This is a genomic window from Kosakonia sp. SMBL-WEM22 (assembly GCF_014490785.1).
Lineage (GTDB): Bacteria > Pseudomonadota > Gammaproteobacteria > Enterobacterales > Enterobacteriaceae > Kosakonia.
The window spans coordinates 1,411,303-1,431,208 of record NZ_CP051488.1 but is presented as its reverse complement, the minus strand read 5'-3'; the positions used below and the strand labels follow the sequence as shown (position 1 = coordinate 1,431,208).

General features: G+C 59.5%; 18 protein-coding genes. 8 read left to right on the top strand and 10 right to left on the bottom strand.

Annotated elements, in window-relative coordinates; translation table 11 throughout:
- Positions 1-142: 142 nt before the first annotated feature.
- The 3 genes from HF650_RS06810 (at position 143) to leuA (ending at position 5,078) form a co-directional block, all read left to right on the top strand.
- Positions 143-1,495 (top strand): alpha-glucosidase/alpha-galactosidase, encoded by a 1,353-nt coding sequence (locus tag HF650_RS06810; RefSeq protein ID WP_187801730.1) that lies wholly within the window; start codon positions 143-145, stop codon positions 1,493-1,495.
- A gap of 70 nt (positions 1,496-1,565) precedes the next feature.
- A complete protein-coding gene (melB, locus tag HF650_RS06805) occupies positions 1,566-2,984 on the top strand; it encodes a melibiose:sodium transporter MelB (protein WP_187801729.1) in 1,419 nt (472 codons plus the stop codon).
- Between the two features lie 423 nt (positions 2,985-3,407).
- Entirely contained in the window at positions 3,408-5,078 is a 1,671-nt protein-coding gene (gene leuA, locus HF650_RS06800) for a 2-isopropylmalate synthase (protein ID WP_187801728.1), read from the top strand.
- Here leuA and HF650_RS06795 read toward each other — a convergent pair.
- From HF650_RS06795 to HF650_RS06765, 7 genes are all read right to left on the bottom strand, one after another.
- The gene (locus HF650_RS06795; protein ID WP_187801727.1) at positions 5,068-5,829 is read right to left on the bottom strand and encodes a helix-turn-helix transcriptional regulator; all 762 of its coding nucleotides are present in this window, start codon (positions 5,827-5,829) and stop codon (positions 5,068-5,070) included. The two genes, leuA and HF650_RS06795, sit on opposite strands and share 11 nt — an antisense overlap.
- 62 nt (positions 5,830-5,891) lie before the next feature.
- The gene (locus tag HF650_RS06790; protein WP_187801726.1) at positions 5,892-6,638 is read right to left on the bottom strand and encodes an IucA/IucC family C-terminal-domain containing protein; all 747 of its coding nucleotides are present in this window, start codon (positions 6,636-6,638) and stop codon (positions 5,892-5,894) included.
- Positions 6,625-7,422, bottom strand: a complete 798-nt coding sequence (locus tag HF650_RS06785; protein WP_187802624.1) for an ABC transporter ATP-binding protein — start codon at positions 7,420-7,422, stop codon at positions 6,625-6,627. The genes HF650_RS06790 and HF650_RS06785 overlap by 14 nt, the downstream gene beginning before the upstream one ends.
- Positions 7,423-7,433: 11 nt before the next feature.
- Positions 7,434-8,465: an iron ABC transporter permease gene (locus HF650_RS06780; protein ID WP_187801725.1), complete on the bottom strand. Its 1,032-nt coding sequence runs from the start codon at positions 8,463-8,465 to the stop codon at positions 7,434-7,436.
- Entirely contained in the window at positions 8,455-9,441 is a 987-nt protein-coding gene (locus tag HF650_RS06775) for an iron ABC transporter permease (RefSeq protein ID WP_187801724.1), read from the bottom strand. Before HF650_RS06775 ends, HF650_RS06780 begins: the two co-directional genes overlap by 11 nt.
- On the bottom strand, positions 9,438-10,337 hold the full coding sequence (locus HF650_RS06770; protein ID WP_187801723.1) for an iron-siderophore ABC transporter substrate-binding protein: 900 nt from the start codon (positions 10,335-10,337) through the stop codon (positions 9,438-9,440). Before HF650_RS06770 ends, HF650_RS06775 begins: the two co-directional genes overlap by 4 nt.
- 38 nt (positions 10,338-10,375) lie before the next feature.
- Positions 10,376-12,472 carry a TonB-dependent receptor gene (locus HF650_RS06765; RefSeq protein ID WP_187801722.1) on the bottom strand — a complete coding sequence of 699 codons (2,097 nt, stop codon included), beginning with the start codon at positions 12,470-12,472 and terminating at the stop codon, positions 10,376-10,378.
- 283 nt (positions 12,473-12,755) lie between these two features.
- Here HF650_RS06765 and HF650_RS06760 point away from each other — a divergent pair, with 283 nt between their 5' ends.
- From HF650_RS06760 to HF650_RS06745, 4 genes are all read left to right on the top strand, one after another.
- Positions 12,756-13,184 (top strand): DUF2231 domain-containing protein, encoded by a 429-nt coding sequence (locus tag HF650_RS06760; RefSeq protein WP_023479947.1) that lies wholly within the window; start codon positions 12,756-12,758, stop codon positions 13,182-13,184.
- Entirely contained in the window at positions 13,181-14,479 is a 1,299-nt protein-coding gene (locus tag HF650_RS06755; protein ID WP_187801721.1) for a sorbosone dehydrogenase family protein, read from the top strand. Before HF650_RS06760 ends, HF650_RS06755 begins: the two co-directional genes overlap by 4 nt.
- Positions 14,480-14,539: 60 nt before the next feature.
- Positions 14,540-15,019, top strand: coding sequence for a tetratricopeptide repeat protein (locus HF650_RS06750; protein WP_187801720.1), 480 nt, complete (start codon positions 14,540-14,542; stop codon positions 15,017-15,019).
- A gap of 153 nt (positions 15,020-15,172) precedes the next feature.
- The gene (locus tag HF650_RS06745; protein ID WP_187801719.1) at positions 15,173-16,297 is read left to right on the top strand and encodes an acyltransferase; all 1,125 of its coding nucleotides are present in this window, start codon (positions 15,173-15,175) and stop codon (positions 16,295-16,297) included.
- Here the strand turns inward: HF650_RS06745 and HF650_RS06740 are convergent.
- From HF650_RS06740 to HF650_RS06730, 3 genes are read right to left on the bottom strand one after another with little or no spacing between them, the layout of a single operon-like run.
- Positions 16,289-17,068: an ABC transporter ATP-binding protein gene (locus HF650_RS06740; RefSeq protein ID WP_187801718.1), complete on the bottom strand. Its 780-nt coding sequence runs from the start codon at positions 17,066-17,068 to the stop codon at positions 16,289-16,291. The two genes, HF650_RS06745 and HF650_RS06740, sit on opposite strands and share 9 nt — an antisense overlap.
- Complete coding sequence (locus HF650_RS06735; protein ID WP_187802623.1) at positions 17,065-18,093, bottom strand: iron ABC transporter permease; 1,029 nt, start codon at positions 18,091-18,093, stop codon at positions 17,065-17,067. Before HF650_RS06735 ends, HF650_RS06740 begins: the two co-directional genes overlap by 4 nt.
- A gap of 32 nt (positions 18,094-18,125) precedes the next feature.
- Entirely contained in the window at positions 18,126-19,244 is a 1,119-nt protein-coding gene (locus tag HF650_RS06730) for an ABC transporter substrate-binding protein (protein WP_187801717.1), read from the bottom strand.
- Positions 19,245-19,449: 205 nt separating this feature from the next.
- Between HF650_RS06730 and HF650_RS06725 the strand changes: the two genes are divergently transcribed.
- A complete protein-coding gene (locus tag HF650_RS06725; protein ID WP_187801716.1) occupies positions 19,450-19,878 on the top strand; it encodes a hypothetical protein in 429 nt (142 codons plus the stop codon).
- The last annotated feature ends 28 nt before the right edge of the window (positions 19,879-19,906 follow it).

Genomic DNA, 19,906 nt, shown 5'->3' with positions numbered 1-19,906 from the left:
CCATTTTCTCCCGGAAACTCAGATCGCGCGCGGCGCATTACGCGATCTGAGTTTTCGGGAATCTCCCGCCGGGAAGAAGGCAGATGGCGAAAGTCTCCCGTGCCACGCTCAGAACGTACAATCACATCAGGGAGAAAGGTTCATGTCTGCACCAAAAATCACCTTTATCGGCGCCGGTTCTACGGTATTTGTTAAAAACATCCTCGGCGACGTGTTCCAGCGCCCGGCACTGAAAAATGCACAGGTAGCGCTGATGGATATTGATGCCACGCGCCTTGAAGAGTCGCACATCGTAGTGCGCAAACTGATGGATTCGGTCGGCGCTTACGGGAACATCACTTGCCATACAGATCAAAAAACGGCGCTAAAAGGGGCCGACTTTGTGGTCGTCGCGTTCCAGATTGGCGGCTACGAACCCTGCACCGTCACCGATTTTGAAGTGTGTAAACGCCACGGTCTTGAGCAGACCATCGCCGACACCCTCGGCCCCGGCGGCATTATGCGCGCCCTGCGCACCATCCCTCACCTGTGGCAAATTTGTGAGGATATGACCGAGGTCTGCCCGAACGCCACACTGTTGAACTACGTCAACCCGATGGCGATGAACACCTGGGCGATCTATGCCCGCTACCCGCATATCAAGCAGGTTGGGCTGTGCCACTCGGTGCAGGGCACCGCGGAGGAGCTGGCGCGCGATCTCGATCTCGACCCGGCGTTGTTACGCTACCGCTGCGCTGGCATCAACCATATGGCCTTTTACCTGTCGCTGGAGAAAAAGCAGCCGGATGGCAGCTATGTCAGCCTCTATCCCGAGCTGTTGCAGGCCTATGAAGACAAACGCGCACCGAAGCCAAACATGCACGGCAACCCACGCTGCCAGAACATTGTGCGTTATGAGATGTTCAAAAAGCTCGGCTACTTCGTTACCGAATCCTCGGAACACTTTGCTGAATATACGCCGTGGTTTATCAAGCCGGGACGCGAGGATTTACTTGAACGCTACCAGGTGCCGCTGGATGAGTACCCGAAACGCTGCGTCGAGCAACTGGAAACCTGGCAGAAGGAGCTGGCGGAGTATAAAACCGCCGATCGCATTGAGGTGAAAGCCTCGCGGGAGTATGCCAGCACCATTATGAACGCCATCTGGACCGGCGAGCCGAGCGTAATCTATGGCAACGTGCGTAACGATGGCCTGATCGACAACCTGCCGGAAGGGTGCTGCGTCGAAGTGCCCTGCCTGGTCGATGCCAACGGCATTCAGCCGACCAAAGCGGGTAAATTGCCTGCTCATCTTGCGGCGATGATGCAGACCAACATCAATGTGCAGACGCTGCTCACCGAAGCGGTGCTGACCGAAAACCGGGATTATGTCTATTACGCCGCGCTGATGGATCCGCACACTGCGGCTGTGCTTGGTATCGACGAAATCTATGCGCTGGTGGATGACCTGATCGCAAGCCACGGCGAGTGGCTGCCCGCGTGGCTGCATCGCTAAGGCATTCGCCGGGCCGCGCGCCCGGCGGTTTTGCAACCCTTCCGACACTGAAAGAGGCAATCGGTACCCTATGAGTATTTCAATGACAACAAAGCTCAGCTACGGATTTGGTGCATTTGGTAAGGATTTTGCGATCGGCATCGTCTACATGTACTTGATGTATTACTACACCGATATTGTCGGCCTGTCGGTCGGCATGGTCGGCACGCTCTTTCTGGTGGCGCGCATTCTCGACGCGCTGGCCGACCCGATTATGGGCTGGATAGTCGACTGCACCCGCACGCGCTGGGGCAAGTTCAAGCCGTGGATTTTAGTCGGCACGCTGACCAACTCGCTGGTGCTCTATATGCTCTTCAGCGCCCACCACTTTACCGGCACCACGCAGCTGGTGTGGGTGTGGGCGACCTATCTGCTGTGGGGTTTCACCTACACGATTATGGATGTGCCGTTCTGGTCGCTGGTGCCGACCATCACTCTGGACAAGCGCGAGCGCGAACAGCTGGTGCCCTACCCACGCTTTTTCGCCAGCCTCGCCGGTTTTGTTACCGCAGGGATCGCACTGCCGTTTGTGAACGCCGTCGGCGGAGCGGATCGCGGGTTTGGCTTCCAGATGCTGACGCTGGTGCTGATCGCCTTCTTTATCCTCTCGACCATCGTCACCCTGCGCAACGTGCATGAGGTCTACTCCTCTGACAAACAGGGCGGTGAACAGAGCGCGCCAATGAACCTGAAAGCGATGCTGCAACTGATCGTTAAGAACGATCAGCTCGCCTGCCTGCTGGTGATGGCGCTGGCCTACAACACCGCCGCCAACGTCATTGAAGGCTTTGCGATCTACTACTTCACCTACGTAATTGGCGATGTCGACCTTTTCCCCTACTACATGTCCTATGCGGGCGTCGCGAACCTGCTGATCCTGATGCTCTTCCCGAAGCTGGTGAAACTCTTCTCACGCCGCGTGCTGTGGGCGGGGGCGTCGGTGCTGCCGATTATCAGCGGCGGCGTGCTGCTGTGGATGGCGCTGCTGGGCCAGACCCACGCATGGGTGATTTTGCTGGCGGGCGTGCTGTTCAGCATCGGCAAAGCCTTCTTCTGGGTGTTACAGGTGATTATGGTTGCCGACACCGTCGATTACGGCGAATACAAACTCAATGTGCGCTGCGAGAGCATCGCCTACTCGGTGCAGACGCTGGTGGTGAAAGCGGGCGCGGCCTTCGCGGCCTACTTTATCGCCGTGGTGCTCGGGGTGATTGGGTATGTGCCGAACGTGGCGCAGTCCGCCAGCACCTTAATGGGCATGCAGTTGATTATGCTGGCGCTCCCCGCCTGCTTCTTCGCCATCTCGCTGCTGGTCTACTTCCGCTTCTACAAACTCAATGGCGATATGCTGCGCCGTATTCAAATTCATCTGCTGGATAAGTATCGCCATGTCGGCAACGCTAATGCACCGCAGACGCCGCCGGTGGTGGGCGACCGGGTGCAGGCGTAAGTGCGCGTTATTGCCGGATGGCGGCTAACGCCTTATCCGGCCTACGCACTTAACCGACATATAATACACCTCCCGTAGGCCCGATAAGCGCAGCGCCATCGGGCATTGCACCGGGCGTTATCCTACCAACGCCTCCCGTAGGCCCGATAAGCGCAGCGCCAGCGGGCAATGCACAGGACCTTATCCGACCAACGCCTCCTGTAGGCCCGATAAGCGCAGCGCCATCGGGCAATGCACCGTGCCTTATCCGACCAACGCTCCCGTAGGCCCGGTAAGCGCAGCGCCATCGGGCAATGCACCGGGCCTTATCAGGTGATCATTTCCCTGCGGGTTGTCACTTTTACGCAACAGGTTGTCAGCTGCGCGGGCGCGCGCATCCGCTGCGGTGTGGAAACTAAAACCACACCCTGTGGAGAGACGAAAATGTTAACGACCCCTGCTGAAAAATATCATCCCCATGCCCCACTGCCGCTGCGCGATCGCCGCTGGCCGGATAACACGCTGACCCACGCGCCGCGCTGGCTGTCGACGGATTTACGCGACGGCAACCAGGCTCTTGCCGAGCCGATGGATGCGGCACGCAAACTAAAATTCTGGGATCTCTTGCTGGAGTGCGGCTTTAAGGAGATTGAGGTCGCCTTCCCCTCTGCCTCGCAAACGGACTTTAGCTTTGTGCGCCAGTTGATTGAGGAGCAACGCATTCCTGAAGATGTCACCATTCAGGTGTTAACCCAGGCGCGTGACGATCTGATTCGCCGCACCTTTGAATCCTTGCAGGGCGCGCGCCGCGCGACCGTACATCTCTACAACGCTACCGCGCCGGTGTTCCGCGAGCAGGTTTTCCGCCAGAGCAAGGAGGAGATCGTCACGCTGGCGGTCAACGCGGCGCGGCAAATCCGCACGCAGTGCGAAGCCGCACCAGAGACGCAGTGGGTGTTCCAGTATTCGCCGGAAACCTTCTGCTTTACCGAAGCGGAGTTCGCGCTGGCGATTTGCGAAGCGGTGGCCGATGTCTGGCAACCGGACGAAACCCGGCCAATGATCATCAACCTGCCGGCCACCGTTGAGGTGAGCATGCCCAATGTCTATGCCGACCAGATTGAGCACTTCTGCCGTCACTTCTCGCGCCGCGAGCAGGTGTGCATCAGCGTACATACCCATAACGATCGCGGCACCGGCATTGCCAGCGCCGAATTGGCGCTGCTGGCAGGCGCAGAGCGGGTTGAAGGCTGCCTGTTTGGCAACGGCGAGCGCACCGGCAATGCCGATCTGGTGACGCTGGCGCTCAATCTCTACACCCAGGGCATCGCGCCGGGCCTTGAGTTTAGCCAGATGAAAAAGGTGGTAGAGGTAGTCGAAGAGTGTAACCAGTTGCCGGTTGCGCCGCGCCACCCCTACGCCGGTGAACTGGTGTTTACCGCCTTTTCCGGCTCGCACCAGGACGCGATTAAGAAAGGATTTGCCGCGCGGCAAAACAGCACGGCGGACGTCTGGCAGGTGCCCTATCTGCCGCTCGACCCGGCGGATATCGGCTGTAGCTACGAAGCGGTTATTCGCGTCAACAGCCAGTCGGGCAAGAGCGGCGCGGCCTGGCTGCTGGAGCAGAACCACGGCCTGGCGCTGCCGCGTAAGCTTCAGCAGGCGTTCAGCGGGCATGTGCAGCAGGCGGCGGACAGCGCGGGCAAAGAGATGTCGCAAATGGCGATCTGGAATCTGTTTCGCCAGACCTACGGCCTGGTGGATCAGCCGCCGCTGGCGTTAATTGAGTATGTCTGCACCAACCAGCCGGGGCAGCGCACCATCCTGCACGCGGAGATCCGCTGGCATAACGAGACGCTGAAGCTGGATGGGACGGGCAACGGTTTTCTCTCGGCGGCGTTAACCGCGCTCTGCCGCAGCCTGCGCGTTGAGATCAATATTGAGAGCTACCACGAACACACGCTCGGCAAACACAGCGACAGCCGCTCGGTGGCCTATGTCTGCTGCGCCAACGCGCGCGGCGAGCGCGCATGGGGCGTCAGTATCGACAGCGATATCACCCGCGCCTCACTGCAGGCGGTGCTTAACGCCGCACAGCCCTTTATCACTGGGTAAAGTAGTCGCCGGGCGGCACACCCATCACCCGGCGAAACATGGCGCTAAAGGCGCTGGGGGTGGCATAGCCGCACTCCAGCGCCACCTGCGTTACCGGCTCGCCGTTCGCCAGCCGCGTCAGGGCGATCAGCAACCGCGCGCGGCGCACCCACTCGCTAAACTGCAACCCGGTCTGCTGATAGAAGTGGCGCGCGAGCGTACGCCCGCTCATATTCACCTGCCGCGCGGCGTGCTCCAGCGTCCACGCCTGCGTCGGCGTTTGCCGTATCGCGTCGCATAAAGGCTTTAAGCGCGCTGAGGTCGGCTCCGGCAGGCAAAACGGCAGCGTATTCATCAGCCGGATCTCATCCAGAATCAGCTCATAGATGCGCTCGGAGCGGCTGCCGGGCTGGTAACTCACATCCAGCCGCAGCGCCTCGACCATCAGGGCGCGCAGCAGATCGTTGACGCGCACCACCTGGCACACCACCGGTAAATCGGCCCTCGCCAGCGGCTCGACAAACACCCCGCGCGCCTGCACATCGCCCTCAATAAAGAGCGTGTGCACCACCTGCGCCGGGATCCACACCCCGCGTCCGGGCGGCACGATCCAGATCCCCTGCTCCGTCTCCACGCGGATCACGCCGCTCAGGGTGTGGATCAGCTGGTCGCAGGGGTGCGAATGCCACGGCTCATGCTCCCCGTGCCGGTAGTCATGGGCGTAGGGGATCAACGCGCGGTGGGAGAAATCGAGTGCAAATGTCTGTTTCACGGCGTGACCGTTGGCGATTTATCAGGAAGCTTTACCATAATCACCGCTGCCCACGCTGTCACCTACTTAACCCGGCAGAGCGGGCAGTTGAGGCAATACTCCACCGGCTGTGAGGCTTTGTAGTAAAAACAGCAGGTGCGGCGAAAACGAACCGCCTCGCCAGCGCCATTGCGCTGCGCCGGGCGGCGAAAACGCTTAAGCGGGTTCCCGTTCAGGCCGAACAGCGCCGGGTCGGCCTCAGCAATCAGCCAGGCGAAATCATCTTGCTGACGCGCGGCCTGCGCCTCATTCAGCCCCTCCATGCGCCCTTCATAGAGCGAGTAGACCCGCACCGCGCAGTTCTCCCAAAGGATTTGCGCAGGCAGGCCGCTCACCGCTGAAAGCGCGTGCCAGAGCGGAGCGATAACGTCGCGAAACAGCCCGCCGACCACCTTTTCGCGCCACGCGTCCCGCGCGCCGGGTGCATAGCCGCTAACGGTAAGCGCGGCGGGCAAGGAGGAGGTCCACAAGCCGTTGTCATGGGCATACTCCAGACGGCTGGCGTCGAGGGAGAGATGCAGCCCTTTATCAAACACGCTCATCCCATAGAGCACGTTTCCGGTCAGCAGAAAGGAGAGCCTTTTTGCCAGCAGCGACGCGGCGATGGCGCGATCCGGTGCGCCAATTAGCGGCATGATCCTATCGAGCACGTCGGCGCAAATGTCGGCGTTAAGCATCTCGCCGCTCACCACGCTGCATGCATCGGCCTCCTCCAGCGCGCGCAGGCGAAACGCCTTATGCAGATAAGCGAATTCGTCAGGGTTCAGCATGGTGATCACCTGGAAACGGAATGCACATCGGCGTATGGAAAAAGGGATCGGCAATGATGCGACAGCGCAGATTAAAGACGTGGCTGACCAACGCTTCCGTCATGATCTGCTGCGGCGCGCCCTCGGCAACAACCTGCCCTTCGCGGATAGCGACCAGATGATCGGCGTAGCGGCAGGCGAGATTGAGATCGTGCAGCACCATAATGATGGTTTTGCCCTGCCGCCGATTCAGATCGCGCAGCAGTTCGAGGATCTCCACCTGGTGCGCGAGATCGAGCCAGGTGGTCGGCTCATCGAGCAGCAGCGTATCCGTAGCCTGCGCTAATGTCATCGCAATCCACACCCGCTGGCGCTGGCCGCCGGAGAGTACTTCCACCGGACGGTGCTGCAATGCCGTGGTCGCGGTTAAGCGCAGCGCCTCATCGACATGATGATCGTCCTCAACGGACCACTGACGCAGCCAGTTTTGATAGGGAAAGCGCCCGAGGCTCACCAGTTGGCGCACGGTGATGCCTTCCGGTGCCACCGGCGTTTGCGGCAAAATCGCCAGCTTGCGCGCCACTTTTGCGCTGGAGGTGGCGTGAATATCCATTCCGTCGAGAGTGACCGCGCCAGATTGCGGCGTGATGAGGCGCGCCATCGCTTTCAGTAGCGTGCTTTTGCCGCAGCCGTTGCTGCCAATCAGTACCGACACTTTGCCCGTCGGCAGGGTTAAATCGAGCCCGTCGATCACCTGCCGCTGCGCGTAGCTGACGCTCAGTTTTTCCGTTATCAGAGACACAATTTCCCCATGGCTTACGAACGCTGCCTTATCAGCAGCCAAAGAAAGAGCGGCGCGCCGGCCAGCGCGACAAAGATCCCGGCGGGCAGATCGGCGGGGCGAAACAGCGTGCGCGCCAGCAGATCGGCGGCCACCACCATACTGCCACCGCTGCACGTCGCGACATACGCCTGGCTGAAGATGCCCTGCGCCACCACGAGACGAGCAAGATGCGGTGCCACCAGCCCGACAAAGGCCATCGCCCCGACCTGCGCCACCGCGCTGCCGGAAAGCACCACGCAGGCCAGCAACAACAGAAGGCGAATCGCATTTACCCGCACGCCCAGCCCGGTTGCCAGCGCATCCTCAAGCTGGAGCGCCTTCAGGTAGCGCAGCAGAACGACCAGCAGCGGGATCGCCCACAGGTAGAAGAGAAGCAAGTGCAGCACCTTCGGCCAGCTGGCGGCATAGACGCTGCCGCTCAGCCACACCCACGCGGAAAAGGTAGTGGTCAGCGGGCTGAAAACGAGGATCAGCGTCACCACCGCGCCCGCCAGCGCCGAGACACCCACTCCGGTCAAAATCATGCGCAGCGGCGTTAACCCGCGCCGTGCGCTTAACAGAAAGATCAGCCCGACGGCACAGGCCGCACCGCCCATTGCCGCATACGGCATGCCCGCGCTGCCGTAACGCAGGCTAAAGAAGGTGAGCCATAGCAGCGCACCAGCGCTGGCACCGGCGGTGACGCCAAGGGTGTCCGGCGAGGCGAGCGGGTTGCGCACCAGAGTTTGCAAAATCAACCCGGCAAGCCCCAGCCCGCCGCCCGCCAGCAGCCCCAGCGCCACACGCGGCAGACGCAGCTCATGCAGAATAAAATGCTCTGCGCTGTTATCTGCCAGCACCAGCAGCTTCAGGGTGTGCAGCAGCGGGATCGGCACATCGCCGACGCTCAGTGCGATAAGCACAATCAGCGCGGTAAGCAGCGTCGAGCTTGCAAGGATCAGCAGCTGGCGGCGCGAGTAGAGACGGGCAAACGCGCCGCAACGCAAGAGTTGGCTATCCGGCATGCGGCCCCCGGCGCTGCGCCAGCAGGATGAAAAAGGGTGCGCCAAGCAGTGCCGTCATCACTCCGACCGGCACCTCTTGCGGCAGGATCACCACCCGCGCGGCGATATCCGCCGCCAGCAGCAGCAACGCGCCCAGCAGCGCGCAGGCGGGGAGCAGGGTGCGTACATCGCTACCAAAAAGTTGCCGGGCGATGTGCGGCACAATCAGCCCGACAAAACCGATATTGCCCGCCAGCGCCACCGCACAGCCCGCCAGCCCGACCACCAGCACGCTCGCCAGCAGCCGCACGCGGGCGATGTTCTGCCCCAGCCCGCGGGCAATCTCTTCACCCGCGTTGAGTACCCCCATCTGCCCGCCGCAGAGCATGGCGACAATCAGCAGTAGAGCGCCCGGCAGCAACATCGGGTAGAGATGCGTGAGATCGTTGCCCGCAAGGCTCCCTGCCAGCCAGAAGAGCATAGTGTCGAGGCTCTCCTGATCCATCACCAGAATCGCCTGGGTAAACGCGTTGCACAGGGCGGTGATCGCCACACCCGCCAGCACCAGCCGCAGCGGGTTAAGCTGGCCGCTGCTTCTCTGGCTGGCAAACCACACCAGCGACCCGGTAATACACGCCCCGGTAAATGCCAGCAGCAGCGTGACCCACGCCTCGCCAATGCTGAACAAGGCACCTGCCAGCACAATCAATAGCGCCGCGCCGGCATTGACGCCAAACAGCCCCGGCGAGGCGAGCGGATTACGTGTTAGTGCCTGCATCAACGCCCCCGCCACCGCGAGGAAGGCACCGACGGCCGCCGCCAGCAGCGTGCGCGGTAAGCGCGAGGTGTGGATAATCACATCCCGCGCAAGGGTGCTATCCGGCTGCCATAGCGCGCGCGCAATCTCGCCCGGTGTATAAATTTGTGTGCCAACCATTACGCTGAGTGCCGCCATCGCCAGCAGCAGCGCAAAGCAGAGCAGAAAGCGCCCCTTCATGCCCCCTCCCCGCGCAGCGCGGCGTCGACATCATCAAGCATGTGATTCGCGCCAAGAATGCCGCCTGAGAGACTCCACGGCACGCTGTCCACCGTCCAGAGCAGCTGCGCCTTCACCGCCCGCAGCTGCTGCCAGAGCGGGTGTGCGGTCAGTGCCTGATAGTGGCGCATAATCGCCGCGCTCTCGGTGCGCAGCAAAATGAAGAAGAGATCGGCATTGAGCAACGGGATATTCTCGAAGCCGGAGAAGCGCAGCGAGGTGCTGCGCGCCTGTTGCGCCGCGCTGTTCCAGCCAAAACCCAGTTCGCTCATCACCGAGCCGGGAAAGCTGGCGGCGACGTAGCTGCGAATATGGTCCGGGCGCACTTCGATAACCGAGACCGTCGGCGGTGCGGCAAAGCGCTGCGCAATGCGCGCGCGCAGGATTGCCACCCGGCGCTGCCACTGGCGCAGCAGCGCGCTGGCACTGTCGGCAAGGCCGAGCCTGTCGCCAACCACGCTGAGCGTTTTTTTGAATTCAAAGACATCATCGAGCAGCGCTACCGGGGCGATTTTCGCCATCAGCGGCGCGACATCCTGGTGGCGAAAACGCGAGGCGAAGATGATATCGGGCTTCAGCAGCACCATCTTTTCCAGCTGCGGCTGTGTCTCCAGCCCCAGTTGCGGCACGTTTGAGAAGCGCGTGCGCAGGTAGCGATAAACCGGCTTTTCCGCCCACGACTCCACCATACCGCAGGGCGTCACGCCGAGGGCGGCCAGGCTGTCCGTCGCCCCCTGAAAGAGTGAGATGGCGCGCGGCAACGCGGGCGGCGCGGCAAACAGACCAGGGGCGATGCCATAAAGCAGCATCGCTTGCAGGCCGCGCCGCCGGGAGAGTGAGATATTCAGGCTATTCATCCGTTACTTTGCCGCTCCCGCGAGGGGAGCGGCGACCATCAGAAGTTGAGGCTGTAACCGAGTGTGGCCGTGCGGCCTCGCCCGGCGAAGTAGCGATCCGGATCGACGGAGGCGCTTTGCGAGTAGTAGGTGACGTACTGCTTGTTAAGCAGGTTGGAGATGCCAAGGCTCAACTGGCCGTAGGGCAGCTTGTAGCCCACCGCCGCATCGACAATCGCATAGCCGGAGAAATCCTTCTCCTCGTCGTCGAACTTTTTACTCAGCGCCCAGTTAGCCTGCAGGAAGGTGCTCAGTTCAGTGTTCCAGTTCGCCGACCAACTGGCGATGATGCGATCCGGGGCGATATTAAGCCCATCGAGTTTGGCATCCAGGCTGCCATTGTCATCGCTGTCGTAGCGGCCGCGCATATGCGACCACGCCAGCGTCAGCTTGTGGTCAGCATTCGGCGCGTAGCCCGCGCTCACTTCAACGCCATCGATCTCGGTCTTTTCACGCCGCGCGACAAAGGCGTCGTTTTGCAACTCGACGCGGCTGCCCAGTTTGGAGGTGGATTTGTAGTAGCTGGCCTCAAAATCGAACGGAGCCTGCTGGACGCGGAAGCCCACTTCGCTGTTTTTGGTAATGATCGGTTGCAGGCTGTTGTAATCACTCAGCTTCACCCCCGGTGTGTCGATACCGCGCAACACGCGGCCGACATCCGGCACGGTAAAGCCTTCACTGTAGCTGGCAAACAGGCTCAGCGGCGTGACCGGCGTCCAGACAATCCCGGCGTTGTAGAGGGTTTCATCAAACGACGGCGTGCCCCCTTCGACCGTGACGCGATCGTTGGCCCACACCGTCTGGTAGCTGTCGATCTTCAGGCGCGCATATTCGTAGCGAATGCCGCCGCTCAGTTTGACCGACTCCACCGGCGCGTACTCCAGTTGCAGGAAAGGCGAGAGATCGGTGTAGTTGATCTCCGGCACATAGGTGCGCCCGGTGCTCCACAGATCCTGTTTTGAGTTATCAAACAGCGTGTCGAAACCCACCGTCGCCTTAATGCGATCGTCCCAGATATCATCTTTCGTCAGGGCGATTTTGCTGCCGTACTTATCGGTATAGGCGCGGCTCTGATCGTAGAGCGTGCCAATGGGCGCAATCTGCGGGTCCTGGAAGGAGGAGGAGTTGGTCGCGCCAAACAGCGCTTCGTAGCGCTGATAGTAGGCCAGCGCGGTCAGCTTCATACCGGCAAGATTGTAGTTGTCGTAGGTGGTGCCCACGGTCCAGACATCGTTATGCGGCGCGCTGCCTTCCGGCGTGCCTTTGCGTGAAGTGGTCAACCTGCCCGCATCGCGATCGCCGGTAACGCTGACATAATTATCCTTATTTTTCAGCCGGTAGCGGTTAAGGCTTAACTGCACGCGCTGGTCGTTATCGAGCCAGTAACCCACTTTCGCCAGCAGATCCCACGCGCGGGAATCCATTAAGTCGCCCTGGGTGTTATCCACGCCAATGGCGTGATTATTCGCATCTTTGAACAACCCCTGGTCTTCATAACTGAGGGCGAAGAGGTAGTCGAGATACTCCTCGCTGCCATTGATGCTGTAGTTGGTTTTGTAGGCCAGGGTATCGTGATTAAGTTCAGAGGTCGGCGTGGTGGTTTCGATGCTGAAGTGCTGGTTGGCGGTGCCCGGCTTCGCCCGTTTAGTGATGATGTTGATCACCCCACCCGTCGCGCCCACGCCGTTACTGGTGTTGGCCCCTTTGATCACCTCAATGCGCTCAATCATGGAGGCATCGACGGTGTGCATTTCACGCCCGGTCGGGCGCAGGGGGTTGGATTGCGGAATACCGTCAATCATCACCAGCGGCGTACGCCCGCGCAGGGTCTCACCGCTGCCGGACATCTTCTGCCGCGACGGCGAAAACGACGGCAGCAGGTTGCTTAAGATCTGCGAAGTATCAGAGGTGAGCTGGCGCTGCTGGGCAATCTCCTTTTCAGTGATCACTTTGATCACCTGCGGGGAGTCGTTGCGCGAGCCGTCGGTGCGCGTCGCGGTGACAACCACATCTTCTTCACTGCTTGTCGCATCCTGCGCATAAAGCGGCGACGCGATGACCAGAGTAAGCGCGCCGTATAAAGGGGAAAATCGCATGCAAACAACCCTCAATGTAATTTCTCGCCGCACGGGCGAAGATCATCCGTAACAACATCAAATAAGAACAATAAGAAACAATTTGAGACCGATTATCATTATCAATAACTCAATGTAAAGTGAATATTCCCACTGCGAAACTTATAACTATGCAGAATGCGTTATGGCGCACAAGGCTGCTAACAAACCGCCGTTTCACATTATTTTGTCTACCCTTGATCAGGCACGTTCTGTGGCTTGAGTCGTGGTCACTTCCCGATCCCCCGTTCACTAAGGAAGACCAATGCAAACTACCTCCGGACCATCGCGGGTCGCCATTGCGCTCTATGAACTGTTAAACCCCCTGCCGCTCGGCTTTTTCACCGCCGCGTGGATCTTCGATATTCTCTACCTCAAATCCTTTCAGATTATGTGGACCGACGCGGCAAGCTGGCTTATCGCCATCGGGCTGGTGCTGGCGATTGTGCCGCGGCTAATAAACCTGGTGCAGGTCTGGTTCACCCAACGCCCGCTGGCGACGGCGGCGGTAAAAATCCACTTCTGGCTCTGGCTGCTTGCCATTGTGCTGGCGATTTTTAACGCCTTTGTCCATAGCCGCGACGCCTACGCCGTGGTGCCGCTGGGAGTGATCCTCTCCACCGCCGTGGTGGCGCTGCTGCTGATTGCTAACGTCCAGCTTGCCCTTCGTACCCGCAAAGGAGTGATCGCATGAGAATCCACCGCCAAACACTCCTCGCCTTGACGCTCACCGCGCTGCTGGCCGGCTGCGATCAGGGTGCGAGCCTCGATCCAGCTAAACAGGTGGGGCCAAACCCTGAACTGCCAAAAGCGCAAAACTTCCTGATGCCGCCGATGCAGGTGCCGGAAGGGGTAGCATGGAAAGAGGGCGAGATGCCAAAAGTGGCGCAGGGGCTGAAGATTGAGAAAGTCGCCGATGGCCTGCAACACCCGCGTCAGGTCTATGTGCTGCCAAATAACGATGTACTGGTGGCGGAAGCTAACGGCCCGGCGAAGCCAACCACCCGTCCGAAACAGCTGATTATGGGCGTGGTGCAGAAAGCCTCCGGCAAAGGCGGCCCTGGCGGCAACCGCATCACCCTGCTGCGCAATGTTGACGGCAAATGGCAGAAGCACACCTTTATTGAAAACCTGCACTCGCCGTTCGGTATCCAGCTGATTGGCAACACCCTGTGGGTGGCGAATGCCGACAGCCTGGTGAAATTCCCCTATCAGGAGGGGCAAACGACCATCACCGCGCCGGGCGAAGTGGTAACAGAGCTGCCGGGCGGGCCGATTAATCATCACTGGACCAAATCCCTGCTCGCCAGCCCAGACGGCAGTAAGCTCTATGTCGGCGTTGGCTCCAACAGCAACATCACCGAGAACGGTATCGGCGCGGAATATCGCCGCGCGGCGGTGCTGGAAGTGGATGCGACAACCGGGGCGAGCCGCATTTTCGCCAGCGGCCTGCGTAACCCAACTGGGTTGCAGTGGGAACCGGAAAGCGGTGCGCTGTGGGCGATCGTTAACGAACGTGACGAGATTGGTTCCGATCTGGTGCCGGATTACATGACCTCGGTGCAGGATAAAGGCTTCTACGGCTGGCCTTACAGCTATTTTGGTCAGCATGTGGATGAGCGCGTCCAGCCGCCGCGCCCGGATCTGGTAAAGCAGGCGATTAAGCCTGACTACGCGCTCAGCTCTCATGTCGCCCCGCTCGGCCTGCTCTTCTACACCGGAGAGAATATGCCGCAATATCGCGGCGGCGCGTTTGTCAGCGAGCACGGTAGCTGGAACCGCAAGCCGCTCAACGGCTACCAGGTGGTGTGGGTGAAGTTTGAAAACGGCAAACCGGTCGGGCAACCGCAGCCGGTGGTGAGCAGTTTTCTGACCGATGACGAGAAGCAGGTACGCGGTCTGCCGGTCGGCCTGGCGATGGATAAGCAGGGCGGCGTGCTGATTGCCGACGATGCGGGCAACACCATCTGGCGGGTCAGCGCGCGCTAAGCTTGTCGCTGCCTGCCGCCTCGCTTATAACATAGCCTCAACATTTTTAAGGAGAGGCGAATGGAGAGCAGGTTGCAGGCAGCGATTGCGCTGCGAAAAGCGGGCGAGCATGAGCAGAGCCGCGCGGCGTTAAAGATACTTGCCGATGAACCAGCGCTGCGCGCGCAGGCGTTGCTCAATATCGCCTGGTCGTTTGATAACCAGGGCCGCGAGCGGGATGCCGAAGGCTATTACCTGGCGGCCATTGAGGCTGGTCTTGGCGATGAAGATGAGTTTGAAGCGCGCTTTGGCCTTGCCTCAACCTGGCGCTGCCTGGGGAAATATCCGCAGGCAAAAACGGAGTTTGAGGAGATTATCGCCCGCTGGCCGCAGGCAACCGAAGTGCCGCCCTTCTATGCGCTCTGTCTGCACAACCTCGGCGAGCATGACGCCGCGCTTGCGGTGCTGCTGGAATCGATTGTACAAACCCCAGACGCCCGCACGGCACCCTACGCCGACGTGCTGCGCCGCTACGCGCAGAACCCGCATCATCGCTGGTAACAAGTGGATGCCTGTCAGCGTCTGGCTGTCAAAGGGGGCACGCAAATAAAAACCTGCCAAATTTGCAGACTTTCCATTTAAGGCAGCTATGTGTAGATTACGCGCACGCTTATTGTTTCCGCTTCCGTTGCCTTCGTGGCAAGAGATCATCTTGTGCTTTATACCTACACGACTTATATCCTTGAATATTTACTCTATTTCAGCATCCTCGTTGCAACGGTTACGGCTACATCTTCCCTTATCGGTATTAAACCACCCGAGCAAAAATACCTGGCGCTTGATGGCCTGCGCGGTGTCTGCGCGGCACTGGTGGCGATATTTCATCTCTTCTGGCGAAATGGCGGCGCAGCAGATGATTACTGGTCGCTCGACTATATCTCTTACAGCCAGATTAAAAGCGCGATTTTCATGACCGGGCAACTGCCCGTCGGTATTTTCTTTATGCTTTCCGGTTTTCTTTTTTTTAAGAAAGCCCTCGCCCCGACCTTTAATTATCGCGGGTTCGCTCTTTCACGACTGGCACGGATCTACCCGCCGGTGATCGCCACGCTGGCGCTTATCTATGCCGCCACGTTTATTATGCATCCAGCTAGCCATACGCCACCGGGCGCGTGGTTTATCTCCTCGCTGCCCTTCCTGTTCGAACCGCCTGCCGCCGTGATCAACGGCACCACGCTGCAAATCGCCACCTCGGGCGTTTTCTGGACACTGGTGTGGGAGCTTCGCTTGTACCTTGCAATCCCTCTCTTATACCTGGTCATGCGCCATATTAAGTACCCGACGCTCTTCGTCATTTTCTTAATAGCGCTGGTCATGGGCGGAAAGTATCTGCTCGGCAGTGACGAACGACTGGCGTATGTGATCTATTTTCTGGTGGGCTTTTTGGTGGCCACCATCAAGTCGGATAAACGCCCGGCGGATCTCATTTGTCTGGCGCTGCTTATTGCCGCCATCGTCTTTACCCGCCATGCCTATAATCCGACGACCGCGCTCTATATGCTGGTGGTCTTCTATACCGTAAAGTGCGGATGCGACTATTTCGGCCTGCTGACCTCTCTCCCGCTACGTATGCTCGGCACCTGTAGTTTTTCGCTCTATCTGGTGCATGGCATTACGCAAACTGTCGCGAAGCACTATCTCTACAGCGCCGGTCACTATATTTGGCAGGTTTGCGCATTGGTGGCGGCAGGCGTGATTGCCCCTGTGATGTATAAATGGGTTGAGAGCAAGTGCATGTGGAAATCTGCACCGGCTTCACAACGGCATCCCTCAAACTAAACCGTCAATAATGACCTGTTTCATACCCTGCGAACAGGGCTCCACCCTCCCGCGCACGCCGTACACCTGAGCCAGCGTATCTGGGGTGATCACCTCCCCCGGATCGCCGTCGGCCACCAGCTGGCCCTTTTTCAGGATCAGCACATGATCGCCGTGGCGCAGCGCGATATTGATATCATGCACCACCACCACGGTGACGATATTGCGGCGCTGGGTTTCGCGCTTCACCAGATCCATTACGTGGAATTGATAATTAAGATCCAGCGCGCTGAGCGGCTCATCGAGCAGCAGCAGCGAGGGCTGGCGGATCAGCGATTGCGCCAGGCCGACCAGCTGTTTCTGCCCGCCAGAGAGCTGATCGAGATAGTGCAGCGCCAGGTGCTCAATGCCCAACTGGCGCAAGAGTGTCATCACCTGCGCCTGCTGCTCGGCGCTGTGCAGCCCGCCGGAGGCGCGCTGCGCGACGATAATCGACTCCAGCACATGCAGATGCACGCCCGCCGGCAGCGACTGCGGCAGATAGACCACCTGCTCGGCGCGTCTGGCGAAGGGCTGAGTGAGCAGATCCTCGCCGTCGAGGCGCAGTTCGCCCTCGGCTCTATTCAGCCCGGCCATCGCGCGCAGCAGCGTCGATTTGCCGCTGCCGTTCGGCCCGAGCAGAATGGTCACTTTGCCGCGCGGCAGAGCGCCGATCGCCAGATCTTCAATAATCTGCTGTTTGTGGTAGCCCGCGCTGAAGCCGCGCAGAGATAAACCGGACTGCGGGTTCATACACTCCCCCGGTGGCGCACAATAATGGTGATAAAGAACGGCACGCCGACCAGCGAAGTGACGATGCCGACCGGGATGATGACGCCATCAATCAGGTTTTTGGAGACAATCGACGCCAAAGAGAGCACCAGCGCGCCCGTCAGCGCACTGCCCGGCAGATAGAAGCGGTGATCTTCGCCAAACAGCATGCGCGCAATGTGCGGGGCCACAAGGCCGATAAAGCCAATCGGCCCGACAAACGCTACCGACAGCGCCGACAAAATACTGATGCGCAGTAGCGTCGTCAGCCGCAGGCGGCGCACGTTAATGCCAAAGCTGATGGCACGATCTTCGCCTAAGCGCAGGGAGGTGAGCTTCCACGAACTGAGCATCGACAGCGGCATGATCACCACCAGCGCGAGCAGCAGAATGCCGAGCTTATCCCACGAGGCGCGGGCAATGCTGCCCATCGTCCAGAAGACCAGCCCCTGCAACGTATCCTCATTGGCGACAAATTGCAGCATCGACACCAGTGCGTTAAAGGTGAAGACCAGCGCAATCCCAAACAGCACCACGCCGGAGGTCGCCACCTGCGTCCAGCGAGTGATGCCATCCAGCAGCAGCGCCGCCAGCAGCGCGAAGATAAAGGCGTTAGCCGAAATAAACCACTGCGCCGGGATGCCGGGAATACCGATGCCGAGCACAATCGCCAGCGCCGCGCCAAAAGCCGCCGCCGAAGAGACGCCAAGCGTAAACGGGCTAGCGAGCGGATTATTGAGGATGGTCTGCATCTCGGCACCCGCCAGCCCCAGCGTTAAGCCAACGACAATTGCCATCAACGCGTAGGGCATGCGGATATCCCAGACAATCACCCGTGTGCCGGCATCCACACTCTGCGGATGCAGTAACGTTTGCCCCAGCACATCCAGCGACAGGCCGGAGGGGCCGAGGGTAAAATCGAGCAGCATGGAGGCAATAATCAGCCCCGCCAGCAGTGCCAGTAAGCCGACGCGACGGCGGACTATCGCGCGGTAGTTGTCCATCAACGCGCCCGCGTCAAGAGTGGTGCTCATGCTGTTTATTTGCCCTGTTGCCAGCTGTAAACAAAGCCGTCATCGGGCAATGTGGTGAAGTTTTTAATGATGTGGTGGTAAGTCGCATCGGGATCGAGATCGGCAAACGCCTGCGGATAGATATCCTTCGCCAGATACTCCATGCCAACGATGTTGTAGGGGTGGTTGTAGAAGTGGTGATAGACACCATACACGTGCTTCTGCGCCACCGCCGGGATCTGGCTGATACCAGTGCGACTCAGCAGCACTTGAGCCTGTTTGTTCACCTCATCTGTCGATGCGTTCAGACCAAGCGGCAGCACCTGGCTATTGCCGCGTTTTGAGCCGGTCATGATATAGACATCCGGCTTAGCGCTGATAAGCTTCTCGAGAGAGATAAAGCCGGTGGCGCCCGGCAGCAGCCCGGAGCCAAGATTGGTTGCGCCTACCGCTTCAACCAGATTGCCCCAGCCGCTGTGGCCATGGGTGAAACAGCAGCTGTCCGCCCGGCCCGCCAGCGCTTCGACAAACACTTTCGGCTTCGGGGAAATGGCGGCGGTTTTCTGCGTAATCGCCTGCTGATGCTGGCGATAGTAAGTGGTGTAGGCTTCGGCGTTGCTTTCACGATTAAGCACTTTGCCCAACAGATCGATGCTTGGGGCGGTATCTTTCGCCGGGTTTACGTTATAGTCGACAAACACCACCGGGATTTTCAGCGCCGTCAGCTTGTCGAGCACGCCGCTGTCTGCCAGCGACGGCTTCGCGCGCAGCTGGGCAATCATCAGGTCCGGCTGCTTCGCCAGCACGCTTTCGAGGTCGACATTTCCTTTGTCGCTAAAGCCCATATCGAGAATGGAGGTCGCTTCCGGCCAGCGGGTTTTCAGCATCTTCCAGCTTTCAATATCCTGCTTTTTCGCCAGGTTATTCCACGCCACCAGCCGCTTAAACGGGTTATCGCGATCGAGCAGCGCCAGGGTCATGATGTCGCGGCCATCCTGCAAAATGACGCGCTGCGGCTCATGATCAAGCGTGACTTTACGGCCGCTGAAATCAGTCACCGTAAGGGGATACTGCGTGGCCTGCACAACAACGGGCAGCGCAAGCAGCGCACCGAGAAGAAGCGTACTGCGGATTTTTCCATGCATGAAAAAGGTGTCCTGATGGTAATGAGAATTTTATACTTTTGATAATTATTATCATGTTTAGCTCAACAAAACCTATACGGATTCAACAAATCCACCCGTTTCTTAACATCCTGATTCTCTTTCTCTTTTTCTGACATATTTTCTTACGGGTTTAAACGCGGCGATGCTTTACCCTCATGCTTTGCGTTATGCCGGACCTGCTGCCATGAAATACTCTCTCTTCCTGCTATTGATGTTTATTGCCACCGCTCGCGCCGACGATGCGGTGAGGCTAAACTGCCCGACCCGCGGCGCGCTGACCGTCTCCTTTTTCGACTACAGCCTGACCACTATGAAATGGGGCGACCATTTTCAAATCGCGGCGGGGAAAGAGAAGGCGCGTACCAAAGCGGGCGTGCCCTTCTGGAGCACCACCTTTCGCAACGGCGACAGCCTGGCCTTCTTCCCCGATTCGCACCAGTACTATCTCTTTTACGCTGGCGACGAAGAGCCGGAGCAGTGCAGCGAGATAGGCAGTTTTGCCTACCCGGCGATCACCCCGCCGCGATATGAAAAGGGACGCGATGAGGTTGCAACGCAGACTCAGGCCAACAGAAGAGATGATGAAGTGATTTTGCAGCACCCGTTTGCGTGATGCGGGAGTGTTGCCGGATGGCGGAGAT

Excerpts from the sequence above, each read along its gene's own strand:
- HF650_RS06765 (WP_187801722.1), bottom strand. The coding sequence starts at position 12,472 with ATGCGATTTTCCCCTTTATACGGCGCGCTTACTCTGGTCATCGCGTCG.
- HF650_RS06775 (WP_187801724.1), bottom strand. The coding sequence starts at position 9,441 with ATGAAGGGGCGCTTTCTGCTCTGCTTTGCGCTGCTGCTGGCGATGGCG.
- HF650_RS06760 (WP_023479947.1), top strand. The coding sequence starts at position 12,756 with ATGCAAACTACCTCCGGACCATCGCGGGTCGCCATTGCGCTCTATGAA.
- HF650_RS06730 (WP_187801717.1), bottom strand. The coding sequence starts at position 19,244 with ATGCATGGAAAAATCCGCAGTACGCTTCTTCTCGGTGCGCTGCTTGCG.
- HF650_RS06770 (WP_187801723.1), bottom strand. The coding sequence starts at position 10,337 with ATGAATAGCCTGAATATCTCACTCTCCCGGCGGCGCGGCCTGCAAGCG.
- melB (WP_187801729.1), top strand. The coding sequence starts at position 1,566 with ATGAGTATTTCAATGACAACAAAGCTCAGCTACGGATTTGGTGCATTT.
- leuA (WP_187801728.1), top strand. The coding sequence starts at position 3,408 with ATGTTAACGACCCCTGCTGAAAAATATCATCCCCATGCCCCACTGCCG.
- HF650_RS06755 (WP_187801721.1), top strand. The coding sequence starts at position 13,181 with ATGAGAATCCACCGCCAAACACTCCTCGCCTTGACGCTCACCGCGCTG.
- HF650_RS06750 (WP_187801720.1), top strand. The coding sequence starts at position 14,540 with ATGGAGAGCAGGTTGCAGGCAGCGATTGCGCTGCGAAAAGCGGGCGAG.
- HF650_RS06780 (WP_187801725.1), bottom strand. The coding sequence starts at position 8,465 with ATGCCGGATAGCCAACTCTTGCGTTGCGGCGCGTTTGCCCGTCTCTAC.
- HF650_RS06790 (WP_187801726.1), bottom strand. The coding sequence starts at position 6,638 with ATGCTGAACCCTGACGAATTCGCTTATCTGCATAAGGCGTTTCGCCTG.
- HF650_RS06810 (WP_187801730.1), top strand. The coding sequence starts at position 143 with ATGTCTGCACCAAAAATCACCTTTATCGGCGCCGGTTCTACGGTATTT.
- HF650_RS06725 (WP_187801716.1), top strand. The coding sequence starts at position 19,450 with ATGAAATACTCTCTCTTCCTGCTATTGATGTTTATTGCCACCGCTCGC.
- HF650_RS06740 (WP_187801718.1), bottom strand. The coding sequence starts at position 17,068 with ATGAACCCGCAGTCCGGTTTATCTCTGCGCGGCTTCAGCGCGGGCTAC.